At 47.5% G+C, this 16,324-nt stretch carries 16 protein-coding genes and 2 other annotated features (1 of these 18 only partly in view); of the genes, 5 read left to right on the top strand and 11 right to left on the bottom strand.

Annotation, left to right across the window (positions count from 1 at the left end; all coding sequences use genetic code 11):
- Positions 1–6, bottom strand: a binding site (T-box leader) (it extends 222 nt beyond the left edge of the window).
- A gap of 48 nt (positions 7–54) precedes the next feature.
- Positions 55–284 (bottom strand) — a binding site (T-box leader).
- Between the two features lie 243 nt (positions 285–527).
- Complete coding sequence (locus KNO95_RS09220; protein WP_251129389.1) at positions 528–1,841, top strand: amino acid permease; 1,314 nt, start codon at positions 528–530, stop codon at positions 1,839–1,841.
- A gap of 87 nt (positions 1,842–1,928) precedes the next feature.
- On the opposite strand, the gene KNO95_RS09225 is transcribed toward KNO95_RS09220, so the two are convergent.
- The 3 genes from KNO95_RS09225 to KNO95_RS09235 all read right to left on the bottom strand — a co-directional run bounded on the left by KNO95_RS09225 (position 1,929) and on the right by KNO95_RS09235 (position 4,867).
- Positions 1,929–3,464 (bottom strand): murein hydrolase activator EnvC family protein, encoded by a 1,536-nt coding sequence (locus tag KNO95_RS09225; protein ID WP_214878812.1) that lies wholly within the window; start codon positions 3,462–3,464, stop codon positions 1,929–1,931.
- A gap of 419 nt (positions 3,465–3,883) precedes the next feature.
- Positions 3,884–4,249 carry a DUF423 domain-containing protein gene (locus tag KNO95_RS09230; protein ID WP_026824970.1) on the bottom strand — a complete coding sequence of 122 codons (366 nt, stop codon included), beginning with the start codon at positions 4,247–4,249 and terminating at the stop codon, positions 3,884–3,886.
- 12 nt (positions 4,250–4,261) lie between these two features.
- A complete protein-coding gene (locus KNO95_RS09235; protein WP_034770820.1) occupies positions 4,262–4,867 on the bottom strand; it encodes a trimeric intracellular cation channel family protein in 606 nt (201 codons plus the stop codon).
- A gap of 94 nt (positions 4,868–4,961) precedes the next feature.
- Here KNO95_RS09235 and KNO95_RS09240 point away from each other — a divergent pair, with 94 nt between their 5' ends.
- Entirely contained in the window at positions 4,962–6,599 is a 1,638-nt protein-coding gene (locus KNO95_RS09240; protein WP_214878814.1) for an ABC1 kinase family protein, read from the top strand.
- Here the strand turns inward: KNO95_RS09240 and KNO95_RS09245 are convergent.
- Entirely contained in the window at positions 6,538–8,121 is a 1,584-nt protein-coding gene (locus tag KNO95_RS09245; protein WP_214878816.1) for a GNAT family N-acetyltransferase, read from the bottom strand. The genes KNO95_RS09240 and KNO95_RS09245 overlap by 62 nt on opposite strands.
- The gene (locus tag KNO95_RS09250) at positions 8,118–8,630 is read right to left on the bottom strand and encodes a glycerol-3-phosphate acyltransferase (protein WP_214878818.1); all 513 of its coding nucleotides are present in this window, start codon (positions 8,628–8,630) and stop codon (positions 8,118–8,120) included. Before KNO95_RS09250 ends, KNO95_RS09245 begins: the two co-directional genes overlap by 4 nt.
- 93 nt (positions 8,631–8,723) lie before the next feature.
- Between KNO95_RS09250 and KNO95_RS09255 the strand changes: the two genes are divergently transcribed.
- Entirely contained in the window at positions 8,724–10,136 is a 1,413-nt protein-coding gene (locus tag KNO95_RS09255; RefSeq protein ID WP_214703094.1) for an NAD-dependent succinate-semialdehyde dehydrogenase, read from the top strand.
- Between the two features lie 47 nt (positions 10,137–10,183).
- Here KNO95_RS09255 and KNO95_RS09260 read toward each other — a convergent pair whose 3' ends face one another.
- The 6 genes from KNO95_RS09260 to KNO95_RS09285 all read right to left on the bottom strand — a co-directional run bounded on the left by KNO95_RS09260 (position 10,184) and on the right by KNO95_RS09285 (position 14,258).
- Complete coding sequence (locus KNO95_RS09260; protein WP_214703093.1) at positions 10,184–10,816, bottom strand: HAD family hydrolase; 633 nt, start codon at positions 10,814–10,816, stop codon at positions 10,184–10,186.
- A 113-nt stretch (positions 10,817–10,929) separates the two neighbouring features.
- Positions 10,930–11,295 (bottom strand): rhodanese-like domain-containing protein, encoded by a 366-nt coding sequence (locus KNO95_RS09265; RefSeq protein WP_034770819.1) that lies wholly within the window; start codon positions 11,293–11,295, stop codon positions 10,930–10,932.
- 106 nt (positions 11,296–11,401) lie between these two features.
- On the bottom strand, positions 11,402–11,680 hold the full coding sequence (locus KNO95_RS09270) for a DUF5327 family protein (protein ID WP_026824962.1): 279 nt from the start codon (positions 11,678–11,680) through the stop codon (positions 11,402–11,404).
- Positions 11,681–11,742: 62 nt separating this feature from the next.
- Positions 11,743–13,029 carry a DUF2252 domain-containing protein gene (locus KNO95_RS09275; protein WP_214878820.1) on the bottom strand — a complete coding sequence of 429 codons (1,287 nt, stop codon included), beginning with the start codon at positions 13,027–13,029 and terminating at the stop codon, positions 11,743–11,745.
- 13 nt (positions 13,030–13,042) lie between these two features.
- Entirely contained in the window at positions 13,043–13,993 is a 951-nt protein-coding gene (gene msrA, locus KNO95_RS09280) for a peptide-methionine (S)-S-oxide reductase MsrA (protein ID WP_214703092.1), read from the bottom strand.
- 82 nt (positions 13,994–14,075) lie between these two features.
- Positions 14,076–14,258: a hypothetical protein gene (locus KNO95_RS09285; protein WP_026824959.1), complete on the bottom strand. Its 183-nt coding sequence runs from the start codon at positions 14,256–14,258 to the stop codon at positions 14,076–14,078.
- 224 nt (positions 14,259–14,482) lie between these two features.
- Here KNO95_RS09285 and KNO95_RS09290 point away from each other — a divergent pair, with 224 nt between their 5' ends.
- Complete coding sequence (locus KNO95_RS09290) at positions 14,483–15,559, top strand: diguanylate cyclase (RefSeq protein WP_214703091.1); 1,077 nt, start codon at positions 14,483–14,485, stop codon at positions 15,557–15,559.
- 128 nt (positions 15,560–15,687) lie between these two features.
- Positions 15,688–16,212, top strand: a complete 525-nt coding sequence (locus tag KNO95_RS09295) for a hypothetical protein (protein ID WP_214878822.1) — start codon at positions 15,688–15,690, stop codon at positions 16,210–16,212.
- Positions 16,213–16,324: the final 112 nt, after the last annotated feature.

Genomic DNA, 16,324 nt, shown 5'->3' on the forward strand with positions numbered 1-16,324 from the left:
TTTGTGTTATTGAAACGAAAAAGGGGTTACCCGTCTCCTCATAGCCTACGCTACAAGAAGGACGAGTAACCCCGTGGTGCCACCTTCGTTGGTTCCGAAAAAACCCACTTCACGGACAATCATCCGCTTCCCCGTGATAACGGTGGGTAACCCGCTAAAGCCTACTCAAAGTTCGGTTTAGAGCTCAGAAGTCCATTCGCGACGTCCTATATACTGATTCGCACCAACCATCAGCTCTCTGTCATACAGGATTCGTCGTTACTTCTCTTCGTCGACGCCTTTATTCGTTTCAGTTAAGTTAACTCGTACTATACAGGGCAGATGTTTCCGTGTCAAATAAAAAAAATTATAAAACTTCGCCTCTATATGTGCACCCCGAAAACAAGGAACCTTCACCGGTTTTTCGAATTGACATTGTTTTTTTCTGTCTGCTATAGTCGTCCACAACAACATTTCACTCAGCTAAAGGAGAATCGATTTTGGAAACAAACAAACTAAAACGCGAGCTGTCCACCCGGCAACTTACGATGATTTCCCTCGGGAGCGCCATCGGAACCGGGCTCTTCCTCGGAAGCGGGCTTGCGATTCAAACAGCTGGCCCGAGCGTACTCGTCAGCTATGCCATCGGGGCGTTCATCGTCCTCTTACTGATGGGTGCACTCGCCGAAATGACGGTCGCCCATCCAACATCCGGATCATTCGGAACAATTGCCGAGCGCTATGTTCATCCACTCGCAGGCTTTCTCGTCCGTTACTCTTACTGGGTCGCAAATGTATTAGCTGTAGGGGTTGAGGTCAGTGCGATCGCCATCTATATGCGCTATTGGTTCCCTGATGTGAACGGGTTCGTCTGGGTCGCCCTCTTCGGTGGACTACTCATTTACGTCAATGCCCGTCACGTTCACACGTTCGGGACGACTGAATACTGGTTATCCTTCATCAAAGTAACTGCCATTATCCTATTCATCGTCCTCGGTGCCGCTACATTGTTCGGCGAACCAGGATCACCGATTGAATCGATCACGACAGGAAACGAAGGATTCTTCGCTTTCGGATTTTACGGAATGTGGGTGACGATTTTCATCTCCCTCTTCAGCTTCCTCGGAACCGAACTCGTCGCCGTCACAGCAGGAGAAGCGAAAGACCCGGACCAGGCCGTACCACGCGCTTTACGTGCTACCGTGTTCCGTCTGACGTTCTTCTATGTCATCACGCTCGCCATCATGCTTATGCTCATCCCATGGCAGCAAGCGGGGATTGACCAAAGCCCGTTCGTGCTCGTCATGGAACAGTTCGACGTCCCGTTCGCGGCCGGCATCCTTAACTTTGTGATTTTGATTGCTGCTTTGTCAGCGATGAACGCGCAACTCTATGCATCGACACGCATGATGTACTCGCTCGCCGAAGCCGGTGATGCACCGAAAGCGTTCAAAAAAATCAGCAAAAACGGCATCCCGATGTTCGCCCTACTTGTTTCAACGGGCGGAATCGTTTTGGCCGCTTTATTACAAGTGTTTATGGAATCGTCATATCCGTTCTTAATGGGCATCTCGATGTTCGGCGCCATTTTCACATGGTTCATGGTCTTCGTCTCTCATTTGTTCTTCCGTAAGAAATGGACGGGACGAAAGCTCCCTGTCCGCATGATTGGTTATCCATTCCTTCCAATCCTCGGAGCCATCTTACTCCTCAGCCTCATGATCACGACATGGTTCACTGACTTCAATATTTTGTTGAAGTTCGGCATTCCATGGTTGATTGGGTTGACGGTTATCTATTACGTGCGTGAACAAATGCGTAAAAAACAAAATCGTCCAAGCGACATCGAGCAAGCCAACTAACGAGCATCCCTTCGCAAATAGCGAAGGGGTGTTTTTGTACGCACAAAAGCCCCTTTCGCAATCGAAAGGAGCTTTTTGTATAGGGCATCAGAAAAACTGACGCGGATTGACCGTGCTACCTGCGCTCGTTGCCGAGTATGAGTAGCCGCCTTTATGAATCTCAAAGTGCAAGTGCGGACCTGACGAGTTCCCTGTGTTTCCAAGCGTTCCGATGTTTGATCCTTGTGTCACACGCTGTCCTGAGCTGACAGATACCGAGTTCATGTGCGCATACACTGTCGTCCAAACTTGACCGTTGATGACGTGTGCAATCATGACGTGGTTCCCGTATGCGCCACCCCAACCTGCACGAATGACCGTACCTGTTGCCGATGCACGGATTGGTGTCCCTGTAGGACCTGCAATATCTAAACCGTTATGGAACGTGTAGCCATACGCACCGCTCGCTGGACCCCATCCTTGTGAGTAGCGTCCTGAAGCCGGTTGAATGAACATCGAGCTAGATGGAGCTGGTGTCGACGTCGTCGGTGCAGGTTTTGGAGTTGGTTTCGGTGCTGGAGCCGGTTTCGGTGCCGGCGTTGGTGCTGGAGCCGGTTTCGGCGCCGGTGCAGGTTTTGATGCCGATGTCGACGAAGTCGTATTGTTTGAAGACGACGAAGACGGGGTATTCGATTTATTGTCCTGCTTTTGTTGTGCAGCTTGTTGACGTGCCGCTTCTGCTTCTCGTTCTGCCTCTGCCTTACGAGCTGCCTCAGCTTGACGTGCAGCTTCTGCTTGGCGTGCTTCTTCTGCTTTACGTGCCGCCTCTTGACGAGCTGCTTCTTCCGCGCGACGACGAGCTTCCTCTTCTTCACGACGTTGTGCCTCGATTTCAGCAGCAATCGCCTGTTCTTGTGCCACTAACGTCGCTTCAATCTCTTGAAGGTCGAAGATTTGCGATTCGAACTTGATGTTTTTCTCTTCAAGTTCTTTAATACGTTTTTCACGTTGTTTCATTTTCTTCTCAAGTTCAGCTTGGCGAACCTCAAGTGCTTTTTGTTGTTCTAGAAGTGAAGCACGTTCTGCTTTCAAGTCAGCTTGTGCTTTTTTCAACGACCGTTGTGTCGCTTCATAGTCATCGAACAACTCTTGGTCACTACGTTGAATCGTTCCTGCCGTAATCATACGTGTGACGAGGTCAGAGAAGTTTTTCGAACCGAAGATGAACTCAGCCCAATTGATTGAACCGCCACCGTTCTTTTGCATCGTGGCCATACGTTCTTTCATCATTTCTTCTTGCGCCTTCATTTTTTCTTGATAGTCTTTAATGTCGGCTTCAAGATCCTCGATTTTCATCTCGGTACGTTTGATTTCTTGGCGCTTCATCGCAACATCATTGATGATGTCCTGCAATTGCGCGTCCATTTTATTGACTTCTGTCTGTACTTTTGAAATCTCTTCTTTGTTCACTTCAATCTTTGAAGACGTTTCCGACTGATTTTCCTTTACGCTATCGCGCTTTTCTTGCACTTTTTGTTGTTGTTCTTGCTTTTCTTTAATCGAGGTCGATGCATCCGCGACTGTATGTGTGCTAATCAGCATCACACCAAGCGTTAGCGTCGAGACTGTGCGTTTCCAGTTCATGAATGGGGTACATCCTTTCTTAAATGACAAATCTGGGTACCAGTTAAACTACATATTTTTAAGCCGTTTCATTATGTAACAAAAACGATCAATCAGTTGAGTTTCAACACGACTAATTATATCTAACTGCTAGATATTTTCCTGTTAAAGTTATATTTCAATTTTATTACGCAAGAACAAAAGCGCCGGTAACGAATATATGCAACTTATTATTTATCAATATCTTTTTTATTCGTCCAGTTTGACATCTTTCTGTAATGTTTTATGTAAATAGAAAATGGTTTCCCCTATTTTCAAATAATAATTAAACTGATAATGCATAGGTTTTCCAATTGATGGGATGACCCTTCAAAAAAATCCATGCGTTTGCTTCATGAAAACATGAGCAAAGACATGGATTTTGAATACATATGTTACTTTTAAAGCTTCATCGCACCAATGATGACAAAAATCCAGGCTGCAATGAATAGGACTCCGCCAATCGGTGTCACGGCTCCTAGTTTCGTGATGCCAGTCAGTGCCATGACATATAAGCTTCCGGAGAAAAAGACAATCCCTGCAAACATGAGCCAGCCGGCAATGTTAAACTGGCTGATACTTACGCGCATGAGTAGTGCCGCAATCCCAATGATGCCGAGCGCATGAACCATGTGGTAGAGCACGCCCGTCTGCCAGTTCGCCAACATATTCGGCGCCAATCTCTCTTTGAGCGCATGGGCACCGAACGCGCCGAGCGCCACACCGAGTGCCATCAATCCGGCACCGATCATTAACAACATCTTCATTTTTATTCCCCCTTATCTAACTTTTCGTGCTGGTAAATTCCACTTCCGATAGTAGGATATCACTCGAAGTGTTGCTACGACAATTAAAAGCGTATAGACGACAAGACCACCTTCAAGTTTAAAGTAATACGTAATGACCGCAATGAGAATTGCCCAAATCGCGTACACTTCAGACTGTAAAACGAGCGGCTTACGCCCGGCCAGTAAATCGCGGACGACTCCACCCCCAACCCCAGTGAGGACAGCCGCCGCAATCGCAGCGGAGAGAGGTAAATCGAGTTTGATTGCGACTTGTGCTCCCTGAAAGGCGAATGCGACGAGACCGATGGCATCGACAATGACGCCCCAGCGCTCCCAATGTGGCAAGACGACACTCGGTAGCAGGAAGATGAGGAGCGCAACAAGAAAACATAAAATAAATAAATCATTCTGTTGCCAAATCAAACTGACGGGGTTTCCTAATAGGACGTTTCGAATCGCACCGCCTCCAAAGGCCGTGATGAAAGCGAGCAGCCACACCCCGAAAATATCGTATTTTTCATCCATCGCAATGATGGCTCCGCTCGCCGCGAACGCAATCGTTCCGACGACGTTGAGCAATTCCCACTCCATGAACATCCCTTGCCCTTTCTTCAACGCATTGTATGGTAAAGTATAGTTACAAAAAAATCAGGTCAGTCGAGCGACTGTCGTAAAGGATGTCGGTATTAATATGAAACGTATCGCTTTGTTCCGCATATGGATTATCGTCACCATGTTCGCCCGATTCATCATTCGCTTATACGCTTTTTCACGTAAACAACAACAAGGTGTAGCCACGACAGAAGAATACGAAGCACTCATGCTCAAGCTTGCTCGCGAGTATAAACGCAACGCCCTGCGGCTCGAGGGCTTGTTAATCAAGCTCGGACAATTCTTATCCATTCGGGCAGACTTGTTGCCACCAGCCGTTTTAAACGAGCTGTCTGAGCTCGTCGATCGGGTCCCGACATCCGGTTGGGACAAGTCACGCGCGATTTTAGAGGCAGAGTGGGGCGTCCCTTATACTCAAGTCGTCAAAGACGTCGGAATCGACGCCGTCGCCTCGGCTTCTATCGGAGAAGTATACGGTGCCACCCTACTTGAAAACGGTAAACGGGTCGCCATCAAAATCCAACGTCCGAATATCGAAAAAATCATCCGTACCGACTTCCGTGCTATGCGGATTGTCACGTCGATGTTGAAGCGGACATCCCTCGCAAAATCGACCGACTTAGATAGCTTATATCGCCAAATGATTTTTGTCATCGGGGATGAACTAAATTTTCAAACCGAATTAAAAAACGCCTTATATTTCAAAGCCAAATACGCAGATAATTCGGATGTATATATCCCCGATTATCACGAGCATCTCTGTACGAATCGTGTCTTGACGATGGATTGGGTCGATGCAAGACGCATCACCGATCTCGCCTTCTTAAAAGAGAACGAGATTGATCGCTCCGCCCTAGCCGAACGACTGTTCACGCTCGCGGCCGAACAATTGTTGTTCGGTGGACAGTTCCATGCCGACCCCCACCCCGGAAATGTCCAAATTCGGGCAGACGGGACAATCATCCTGCTCGACTTCGGTATGGTCGGACAGACGACAGCGCAAGACATGGCGACGATTCGAAACATCTTACAGGCGTTCATCTCCCTCGACTATGACAGCATCGTCGATGGGTTAGAAGATTTACGTTTTCTCTTGCCTACGGCGAACAAACAAAACATTCGCCAAGCGCTAGAGAAAGCCGTCACCTTTTACTTAGAGACCGATATCGACACCGTTGATACAAGGTTGATCGAGAAAGTGATACAAGACATTCAACTGCTCGTCAAAAACGAACCGATTCAACTCCCGGCAGAATTCGCCTTCTTCGGCCGAGCCGCCTCGACCTTACTTGGTATTCTGCAAATCTTAGATCCGAAAATCGACCTGTTCACACTCGGTAAACCGATTGTCATCGAATGGCTCGAGGAAGACGGGACGACGCTACAAAATCGTTATGTGAAGACCGGGATCAACTATGCGAAGAAATTGTTGAACGTTCCCCCGCTTCTCGACAACTACTTAAAAGAACCAACGCGAAAACGCCTGTCGGAGCAAGCGATGTTCCAACGAAACTTGGAATCAAAAGAACTCTTGCACCGCCAGACGTTCAATGCCATCGTTATGTTACTCGGTTTATTAGTCGGACTGCTGGGCTATATCCGACCAGATGAGTGGCTGTTTTGGTCAGGTGGCGTCGTCTCTGTTTTGGCTTATTTCAATTGGAGGCGCCTCGGACGAAAGGTTCGTCACGTGGCACGTCAAGATTTTCGTGTATAAGCGAACCGTCACTTTTAGAAGTGGCGGTTTTTTGTTGAATCCACTGCGCGATATAAGAACCGACGTCACGCATCATACGAGGCGTCGTCCAGCCCATCGTCGACACTTGAATGACGTTCGCCCGTTTTAAGTAGTCACTCTCATATTGTACGAGGTAGCCCTGATACGACAGTTGTCGTCCGAGCTCCATCGAGGACTGACCACACGGAACCGGAATCGTGATGATACCAGATGATTGGGCGGGACTCACCTCGATACATAGGCCGTTCTCGTGGAGCGAGTTGATCAGAGCCACCATCTTCTCTTCATGCGATGCGACCTCTTCGTCCGTCAGTTCGTCTAACGAGACCGCCATCGCCGCAAGAAGTGGCTCTGATTGTGTGAAGGCAATCGGTTTGTAGAGTGACAAGTCCAGGTAGCGTGGTACATCTCGTAGCGCTTCCGCTCGCTCTTTCATCGCAACGAATGCGAGACCAGGGGCGTTCCGTAACGCCTTTCCTGAGGAGAAGGTCACGTAGTCCGCAAAGGAATAGTCATAATCGAATGTCCCAACCGTACTGATCGCATCGATGGCGATGACACCGTTCCACGAATGAAGCGGTCCCAAGTCAATTAGAATTCCTAGGGATGTCTCACAATGAACGGTCCACACCCAGTCCGGAGCAATTCGATCAAGTTGAGAAACATCCCACTTTCCATCTTGGTCCACTCGAATGACATCAAACGAGCGGTCTACACGCCGGGCATGCTCGATCAGTCGTTCTCCAAATTCGCCAGCGTTTAAAATCACGCCGTGTCCTTCCAAACGAGGCGCGACCGCATCATTTGCGACCGTCCCACTTCCGAGAAGTGTATAGATGTTAGGAAGTTTGACTCGTTCCGACAGTTTTTGTTGCACCGCTTCAAGTAGTCGTCCTGTCTCTTTCGAACGATGCGGGCGTGGTTGCTTCGAGAGTCGTGCTCTCACACGTTCTGAACATTCGACGGGACCCGCGAGCAAACTTTTCGGTCGAAGCGTCGTCGCTGATTTGGATTCGTAAAAAGCATCCCTCGTTAACATCATCGGGACATATCTCGCTTCTTCTGAACCAATCGGATCAGCAAACGGCACAAACCCGAATCGATGATAGAGCAATTGTTCACGTGTCGTACCACTGATGACGATGCCATCGATGTGGCGCTCCGTTGCATCTTCGATGACCGCTCGCATCAGACCTGCGAACGTGCGATTGCGACGATAAGGTTTGGTCACAGCGAGGAGGCGAATCTCGAGCCACTCCCCTTCAGGAATACTCACTCCTTTTTGTTCCAATGAAAATGGCCGCTTCCCTCTTAATGCACACATGGCCACGACTTCCCCGTTCATTTCCCCAATCCAATATGTATTTTCTTCGTGAAATCGGTCGATGAGTCGCCGCTCTGAGTTCGGTGGATGTTGCGGAATCTCTTCAACGAACGTTTCGTAATTCAACCGGTGAATGGCGTCAAAATCGGATATTACAGCTTTTCGGTAAACAATCATGGTTTCCCCTCCTTCACATGATGATAGATAATCACAGCTGCGATGAACACTGCCCATATGACGTCTCCAACACTTCCAAGCGCAGCGAGTGGAAGTAAGACGAGCATCACCAGTCCCGTCTCACGGGAATTACCTGTTCCTTTAATCAACAACAACAGAAAAAGGAGCCCCCCAATAAACCACCACGGGTCATACGCCCATATGATTCCAGAAAAAACGGCATATCCCTTCCCGCCCGCACGGATTCGCCAAAACGGATAAATATGACCGAGCGTGAGCGCGAACGCCGTCTGCCAAAAATACGGTCCGCTCACCTGTAAGACAAGAATCGTCTTGAGCACGTCGAATCCATACACGATGAGAAACGCCTTCACCCCTCCGATGCGATGCGCGTTGCGTGCACCGGTATTTTTCGAACCGGATGTTGCTAAATCATGTCCACTTAATAACCCATATAGCCTGCCTCCGAGCAGACTTCCCACTAGATAGCCGACAATGATAATCCACATAATATCCCCTCATTTTTTTGGAAGTTTGTGTGCGTTTCAGAAAAACGGGTATCCTCTAATTAACTGTGCACTTTTTGGAAAGGGGAAATCAAGATGCGAGAAGAGAAAAACTACATTAACGGGGAATGGACTGAAACCGATCAAACAATCGAAGTACGCAATCCGGCCACGGGAAATGTCATGGCCGTCGTGACGAAAAGCGATACAAAAGAAGCGACACAAGCCGTCGACGCGGCGCACGAGTCACTCAAGGAATGGCAACAAAAGACCGCAGAAGAACGAGGCGAATTACTTAATGAGTGGCATCGTTTAATTGCAGAACATACGGAAGAGCTTGCCCGAATAATGGTCGAGGAACAAGGGAAACCGCTCAAAGAAGCAATTGGTGAAATTAACTACGCGAACGGATTCATCGACTGGTACGCAGCGGAAGGTCGCCGTGTGTATGGTGAGACGATTCCTGCCTCATCGAACAAGAAGCGCATCTTTGCCATCAAGCAACCGGTCGGGGTCATCGCAGCAATCACCCCTTGGAACTTCCCGGCTGCCATGATCACACGAAAAGTTGCCCCGGCACTCGCTGCAGGCTGCACGGTCGTTATAAAACCTGCATCAGCGACTCCACTGACTGCCATTGAACTCGTGAAATTAGCCGAGAAAGCAGGATTCCCAAAAGGGGTCATCAACTTGGTGACAGGACAAGCTTCCGACCTCGTCAAAGCATGGCAACAAGATAAACGAGTCCGAAAATTGACATTCACAGGCTCAACAGAGGTCGGAAAAATGCTTATGCGTGATGCGGCGGACACGATGAAAAAAATTTCACTCGAGCTAGGTGGGCACGCCCCGCTCATCGTCACAGCCAAGGCAGACTTAGATAAAGCCGTCCCGCAGGCAGTCGCGACCAAGTTCCGCAACGGCGGACAGACATGCGTCTGTGCCAACCGAATTTATGTCGAACGCGCTGTCGTCGATGATTTCTCGGAGCGTTTCATCAAAGAGGTCGAAGCTTTAAAAGTTGGGAATGGGTTAGAGGAAGGTGTCGATATCGGACCACTCATCGATGACGATGCCCTTAGTAAGGTCGAAAAACATATCGAAGACGCCCAGATTCGTGGTGGTGAAGTATACGGCGGCGAAGTGTTAGACGGTTTATTCATTCGTCCTGCGGTCATCCGCTATGCGAATGAAGACATGCTCTGCATGAATGAGGAAACGTTCGGTCCGGTCGCGCCGATTGCCACATTCGATTCCCTCGATGAAGTCATCAATCGGGCGAACAATACTCCGTTCGGGTTAGCTGCCTATCTCTTCACGCAAGACATCAATGAAGCGGTCTATTTAGCGGAATCGTTAGAGTACGGAATCGTCGGTGTGAATGACGGGCTCCCGTCAACACCTCAAGCGCCGTTCGGTGGATGGAAAGAGAGTGGACTCGGACGAGAAGGTGGCCATCACGGCATCGAGGAGTTTTTAGAAGTGAAATATATCTCACTCGGATTGTGAATCCAGGTATTCAAAAAGGCTTGTCGGCACGCGCGACAAGCCTTTTATTATCGATTGATCCATTCGACTAAATCGTTCGGCGACTTGATTACGTGATCCGCAAGCGCCCACTCTTCTTCATTGCCGAACCCGAATCCTGTTAAGACGACCGGGAAGTCGTGGGCGCGGGCCGCCTCTACATCTGACTTACGATCCCCGACCATGATATAGTCTCCCTCACCGTGACGGACACGGTGTGCTGTCAGAATATCTGCCTTTTTTTCGCCGCCGACAGACTCCAAGCATTCAGGTGCCGTCATATATGGACGAATCTGTTGCGTATCTAATATCAGGTTCATGTAATGAACGCCGCAGTTACTCGCTGTCGTCAGCGTGTGGCCTTGCTCGTGAAGCGTCTCCAACATGTTACGAATTCCGTCAAATAAAACATTTTGTCCTTCTATTGCCTTCTCCAACGTCGTGTGACGCAACCTGCGAATGAGGTGAATCTCTTCAAGTGTCGCTTCAGGGATGACATGTTCCCAAAACGCGTTGCCTGCCAACCCATATCCAGAGCGGACGGCCTCTTCACTCGGTTTTGGAAGGTGCGGAAGTTCCTCGAGCGCCTCATGAATCGCCTGTGTCATCGGTTCGGTTGTATCTACTAACGTGCCATCAATATCAAATAAAATAACTGCCATTGGATGTTCCCCTCTCTTTCACTCTCTTCCTACCGTAGCAGAATCCCCGAAAATGCAAAAGTGAAAACGTGGTGACAAAAAAGCGACTGAACGAATCTGTTCAGTCGCTTCAATCATCCTCGCCAAAAGTTCATTCCGCCTTTTACCGAATAGACGTCCGTGTATCCGGCACTCTTGAGCATCGCTGCGGCACGTTGGCTTCGCATCCCACTCTGACAGATGACGTAAACAGGACGTTCTTTTTCTTTCGGATATTTCGATTGCGCATTCCCGAATCCTGAAAGGGGGACATTTTTCGCTTGCTTGATGTGTCCGCCACGATATTCATGCGGTTCACGCACATCTAACAATTGAAGGTTTCGCTCTTCCGCGATTCTTCGCTTCAAGTCGTCTGTCGAAACCGTTTTGACGTTGTTACGACGACTCCACCAGAAATACACGAGTCCAATGACGACCGCTACAAAAAGAAAATCCAACATATTTACGCCTCCATTTAATTTCAATTCTTATACTCATTATACCCCCTAAGGTATTTAAGTCAATGAATGTGAATCAAGAAAAAACCACACGTAGGCTACGTGTGGTTCAAAAATCGAGCAATGAATCCGATTTGGGTTGCTCGTCTTCCTCCATCGGAATCCCAAGGAAAGCCGCCATCTGTCGATCGAGTGGTGGTTTCGTCTCATTCGCCGGTATCGTCGATTGTGTCGTGTCGACACTCTTCACACCTGACGTCTCTGCTAGAAGCAGTTCACAAAAGCCCATCAGCTTTGCTAAGTGACGCTTCTGTACTTCACCTGTTGACGATTCAACCTGTACCATCACCTGACGCATCTGGGCAATGACTTGTTGTTCTGTAATCATAGTCCGTACACATCCTTTACGCTACCATTTTGCAGGATTTCACCATCGATTCGCAAGTATTCTTAACGATTCCTTGTCTCAACCCATTTTAAAAAGGCGTCATAGTCAAAACGAACTTGATTCGCATAAAAGTTAGCCCATCTCGACAATTGGCGGATAAATAAAGATGGAGAATCACCAATCGCCGCGGTGATCCGTTCACTCGCCGTATAATCTAATACGTTTGAGGTCGCATCGGCCCGTGCATGAATTTTCGCAGTGATTTGGGCTTGTACTTTTAACGTTTCAATGAGTGACGTTTCGTCTTTCATATGCTTCGCCTTTACTTTTCGTTTGTATGGCGAACGTTGCCTTACATAATATTCTTTTCCATCAATCGTTAAATACCCAAGATATGGGTCACGACTGTGAACCATTGCCCGCTGCGCGGCAACGACACGCGCCCCTTCGTGCGACAATCCGTTCTCAAATAGCGGGTGCGTCGGCAGAAAGAGAGATGGGACGGCGGACTGCGCCTGTTTCATCTCTAAAATGACATCCTCATCGTGCTCCTTGTCCGCTCCTTCAATCAAAATATAGTAACGCTCTAGACCGATGGAAGCTGTACCGCTTTGTAGCTTGATGGCGATGTCTTTGATTTCATAATGATCAGCGTGATGACGATGTTCATCTGACAAAGAAGATAAATAATCTCCCCATCCGGCCACAATTCTCTCTCGCACGTCCGATGAAAGTGGAATCAAATCCTCACTCGTAGAAAAGTAACGTTCTTCGTCCCGTACTTCCGTCCGTTCGGACATAAAATCATCTTTCTTTTTCTCCGCTTTTTTGATTACTTTTTTGACGGCTTTACACGTATTCTCTTTCGTAAACTGAATGTGTTCACTTTGACCTTTCGCATGTTTTTCAATCGCTCCCGCATATGACTCGGCAAACGCTCGAATTGCCGCTTGACTATCAAATCCGGATTCAGCCGCAAATAAATCGACAGAAACCGCCATCCGCAACAAATCAAACAGATAGGAACCGATGTACGCCTCGTCAAAGTCGTTTACGTCATAAATGATTGTACCGGCACCGTCTTCAAATACACCGAAATTCTCAAAGTGTAAGTCTCCTTGAATAAACGTTGGGTAATCAGGGCCGGTATCAAATGCGATCGGAACTTTTGCAAAGTCGTAATAGAACAAGTGGGAGCTCCCTCGAAAAAACGAAAACGGGCTCGAACTCATCTTGTCATACTTTTCTTGTCTCGCCGTTTCAGATAGATGCCGAATCGACTGGTCATAAAAATCAAGGACGGTTCCGATCGTCTCGCTTCGAATTTGTTGTTTGACGGCTGTGAACATACGACTCTCCCCTTCACTTGTTGAATAAGTGTTTATATTCCCCGTACCCAGCTTCTTCAAGCTCTTCTACAGGAATGAATCGGAGAGCGGCCGAGTTGATGCAATACCGTAAACCGCCAAGTTCTTTCGGTCCGTCATCAAAGACGTGACCGAGGTGACTATCACCTTGTTTTGAACGGACTTCTGTCCGTACCATGTGGTGCGTCGTGTCCATGTTCAAGTCGACTCGTTTCTCTTCGATCGGACGTGAGAAGCTCGGCCATCCACAGTTTGACTGGAACTTATCGTGAGATGTGAACAGTGGTGTCCCATCAACGATGTCTACGTACAATCCTTCACGCTCTTCGTCCCAGTATTCGTTTTTAAACGGCGGCTCTGTTCCGTTTTCTTGTGTGACTTTATATTGCATCGGTGTCAAGCGTTCACGGAGTGTCTGCTGAAGTTTCCGATCGCTCCAAGCTTCTTTGATGAATTTCGCACGCCCCGAACCGACACGATACATCTCGTAGCGGAACGGATTCTTTTTATAATAATCTTGATGATAGTCTTCCGCTTCCCAGAACGTTTTCGCCGGACGGATGTCGACTTCGATCGGACGATCAAATCGTCCCGAGTCTTCCACTTCTTGCTTCGAGCGCACAGCTGCGTCTTGTTGTTCCTCTGAATGATAGAAGATTGCCGGACGGTACGATTCGCCGCGATCATTGAATTGTCCCCCACCATCTGTTGGGTCGATTTGACGCCAATAGATGCGAAGCAACTCCTCGTAAGAGATGATTTCGGGGTCGAACGTAATCTCAATCGCCTCTAAGTGTCCTGTTGTTTCCGAACAGACCTGTTGATACGTCGGATTATCCACATGTCCACCCGTATATCCCGAGATGACACGTTCGACTCCCTCATATTTATGAAACGGTTTGACCATACACCAGAAACAGCCTCCCGCAAATGTAGCTATTGCCATGATAAATCCCTCCTTACTTTGTAGTGTACCCAAAAACGTCGCTAGACAACAAAAAACGAGAACCACAAAATGTGTTCTCGTTTCAGTCTTCTTCGACCTGATTCACATGACGCATCACTAAAAATAAAATGACTCCTACAATCGCAGCCCCTAAAAGCGTCAACACAATATTATCTCTGGCCGATAAAGTATAAAAGATCGCTAATCCAATCAAAATGAGCGCAATCGGAATAAACGCTCGTTTAAAATGATCCCAGTAACGCACGGACAGTCCTCCTTTTCTCTTATCATACCAAACTTTCGATTTTCGATAACGAAAGTTCTAAAAGATGAGGAATATCTCTTCGTATGAACAAGGAGTTTAGTGATATTTTCTTGAATAACCCTGAAGAGACTGACTTTTTAGTCCGTATATTATTCTTATCTATTTCCAATAGGATACTATATACTATAACTAAATATTTCCATGCAGCATAAGGGGGAGCTTCGATGCTCACAATTATTAATGCGTTCTTCATCAACCTGTGTATCTTGTTTACGCTCTTCACAATTTCCTTTTTGCCGTTTCGCAATCGGCCTCGCTTAACACCACAATCTCCTTTGAAGGGGAGAGTCTTACTCGGGGTGCAAACTGGACTGATCGCTTTACTCCTATTAGGTAATGCGTTACCACTCGAAGGTGTGCTCATTGATTTACGCGCTATTCCAATCATGCTCGGTGTACTATTTGGCGGTTGGGTAAGCGGTGCTGTCGCTGGCATTATTTTATTAACAGGTCGGTTTTTTATCGTTTTATTGACAGACGGTTCCATGTTCGGGCTTTATCTCGCCGTTGCGACAATGGTACTTCTCGTCGCATCTACCAGTATTCTTAGAAAGCGGATGGATAATACGCGTCCGACACTACTTATTTTTATAACAATCAGCATCGCTATCTTTGGGTCGGCAATTTACGCTGCGTTGCCACTTAATTTATTCTATCCTGTTTTGATTGTATATACACTAATGTCTTATGGCGGAGCTTGTGTCGCCTATCGACTGCTGCTCGAATTGCGTCGGCATTTCGAGAACGTTCAGCATCAACAACAACTAGCACGCACGGACGCACTCACCGGAATTGCCAACCGCAGGCTCTTGAACGAAGCCATGGCCAACTTGACCGTCGAGGCAGAAGAGTATGCGTTAATCTTGGTTGATATTGATCACTTCAAACGCGTGAATGATACGTACGGTCACGACGTCGGCGATGATGTCTTGCGCGAACTCGGCATGCTCCTCGTCAACGAAAGCAATGAGCGGCATTTAGTCGGTCGCTTCGGCGGCGAAGAATTTTTAATCGTCATGCCTCACGCCAATCGAGAAGAAGTGTCACGGCTTGCTGAATCTATTCGGGAAAAGGTTTCAACGTTCCCGTTCGAGACGAGCGCTGGTACGCTACACATTACCGTTTCGCTCGGCGCCTGCCATTCAAATGATATTGAAATCGATAGCGTGTTGAAACATGCGGATGAAGCATTATATCACGCAAAAGAGTCTGGTCGAAATCGTTTCATCCTTGCTTCTTAATGTGTCGAACGCTTCACACATGAACATATTTTCTCGCTTTACTTTCTCGAAATGAATCGTTACACTAGGCTAGACTTTGGTTCAGATTGGTACATCATGATTTATTCAGAAAAGGGGAAACATCGTTCATGTCAATTTTGTTATCTTTGTTTGGAATTATGTTTATCGGCTCGTTCGCGATTGACTATAAACGTGGCAAGACACTTCAACAATCAACGCTCGGGGGATTTCGTTCGATTCAACAAAACCTATGGATTTTCTTCCGTACGTCGCTTTCGATGATGATCGTCATAGGTCCACTCTTATTGATTTCAGGATTTGTGTTCTCCGAGTTAGTGGCATTCAACACTATTTCGTCTTTCATCATCGCTGTGCTCAGTATCGGCTTTGCTGAACGAATCGTCGGGATGACAGTGGCACCACTCATTCGTACATTTTGGCATCAGCGTGGTCGTCTCATGCCACTCTATCTAGATGCCTCTCTCTACGTGTTCTTATTATCCATTCTCGTATTAGAGTTTTTAATGAACATTCCCGGGATTGATCTTCAATCACCGTTCATCGCGCTATTCTATGCGTTCGCGCTCTTCTACACGAGATACTTGTTCAGTCTAATTCGGTTCACGGTTCAAAAAGGCGTCGCCTCGAACTGAACAGATGATTGATTTCCCATACATGTTTCCATGTGTGGGATTTTTTTCTGTATTTCTTATTGACAATGAGAATCGTTATCAACTATACTCTAGTTGTAGCTTCCCACAAGCT

The sequence above is a fragment of the Exiguobacterium sp. ERU653 genome (assembly GCF_018617775.1).
Classification (GTDB): domain Bacteria; phylum Bacillota; class Bacilli; order Exiguobacteriales; family Exiguobacteriaceae; genus Exiguobacterium; species Exiguobacterium marinum.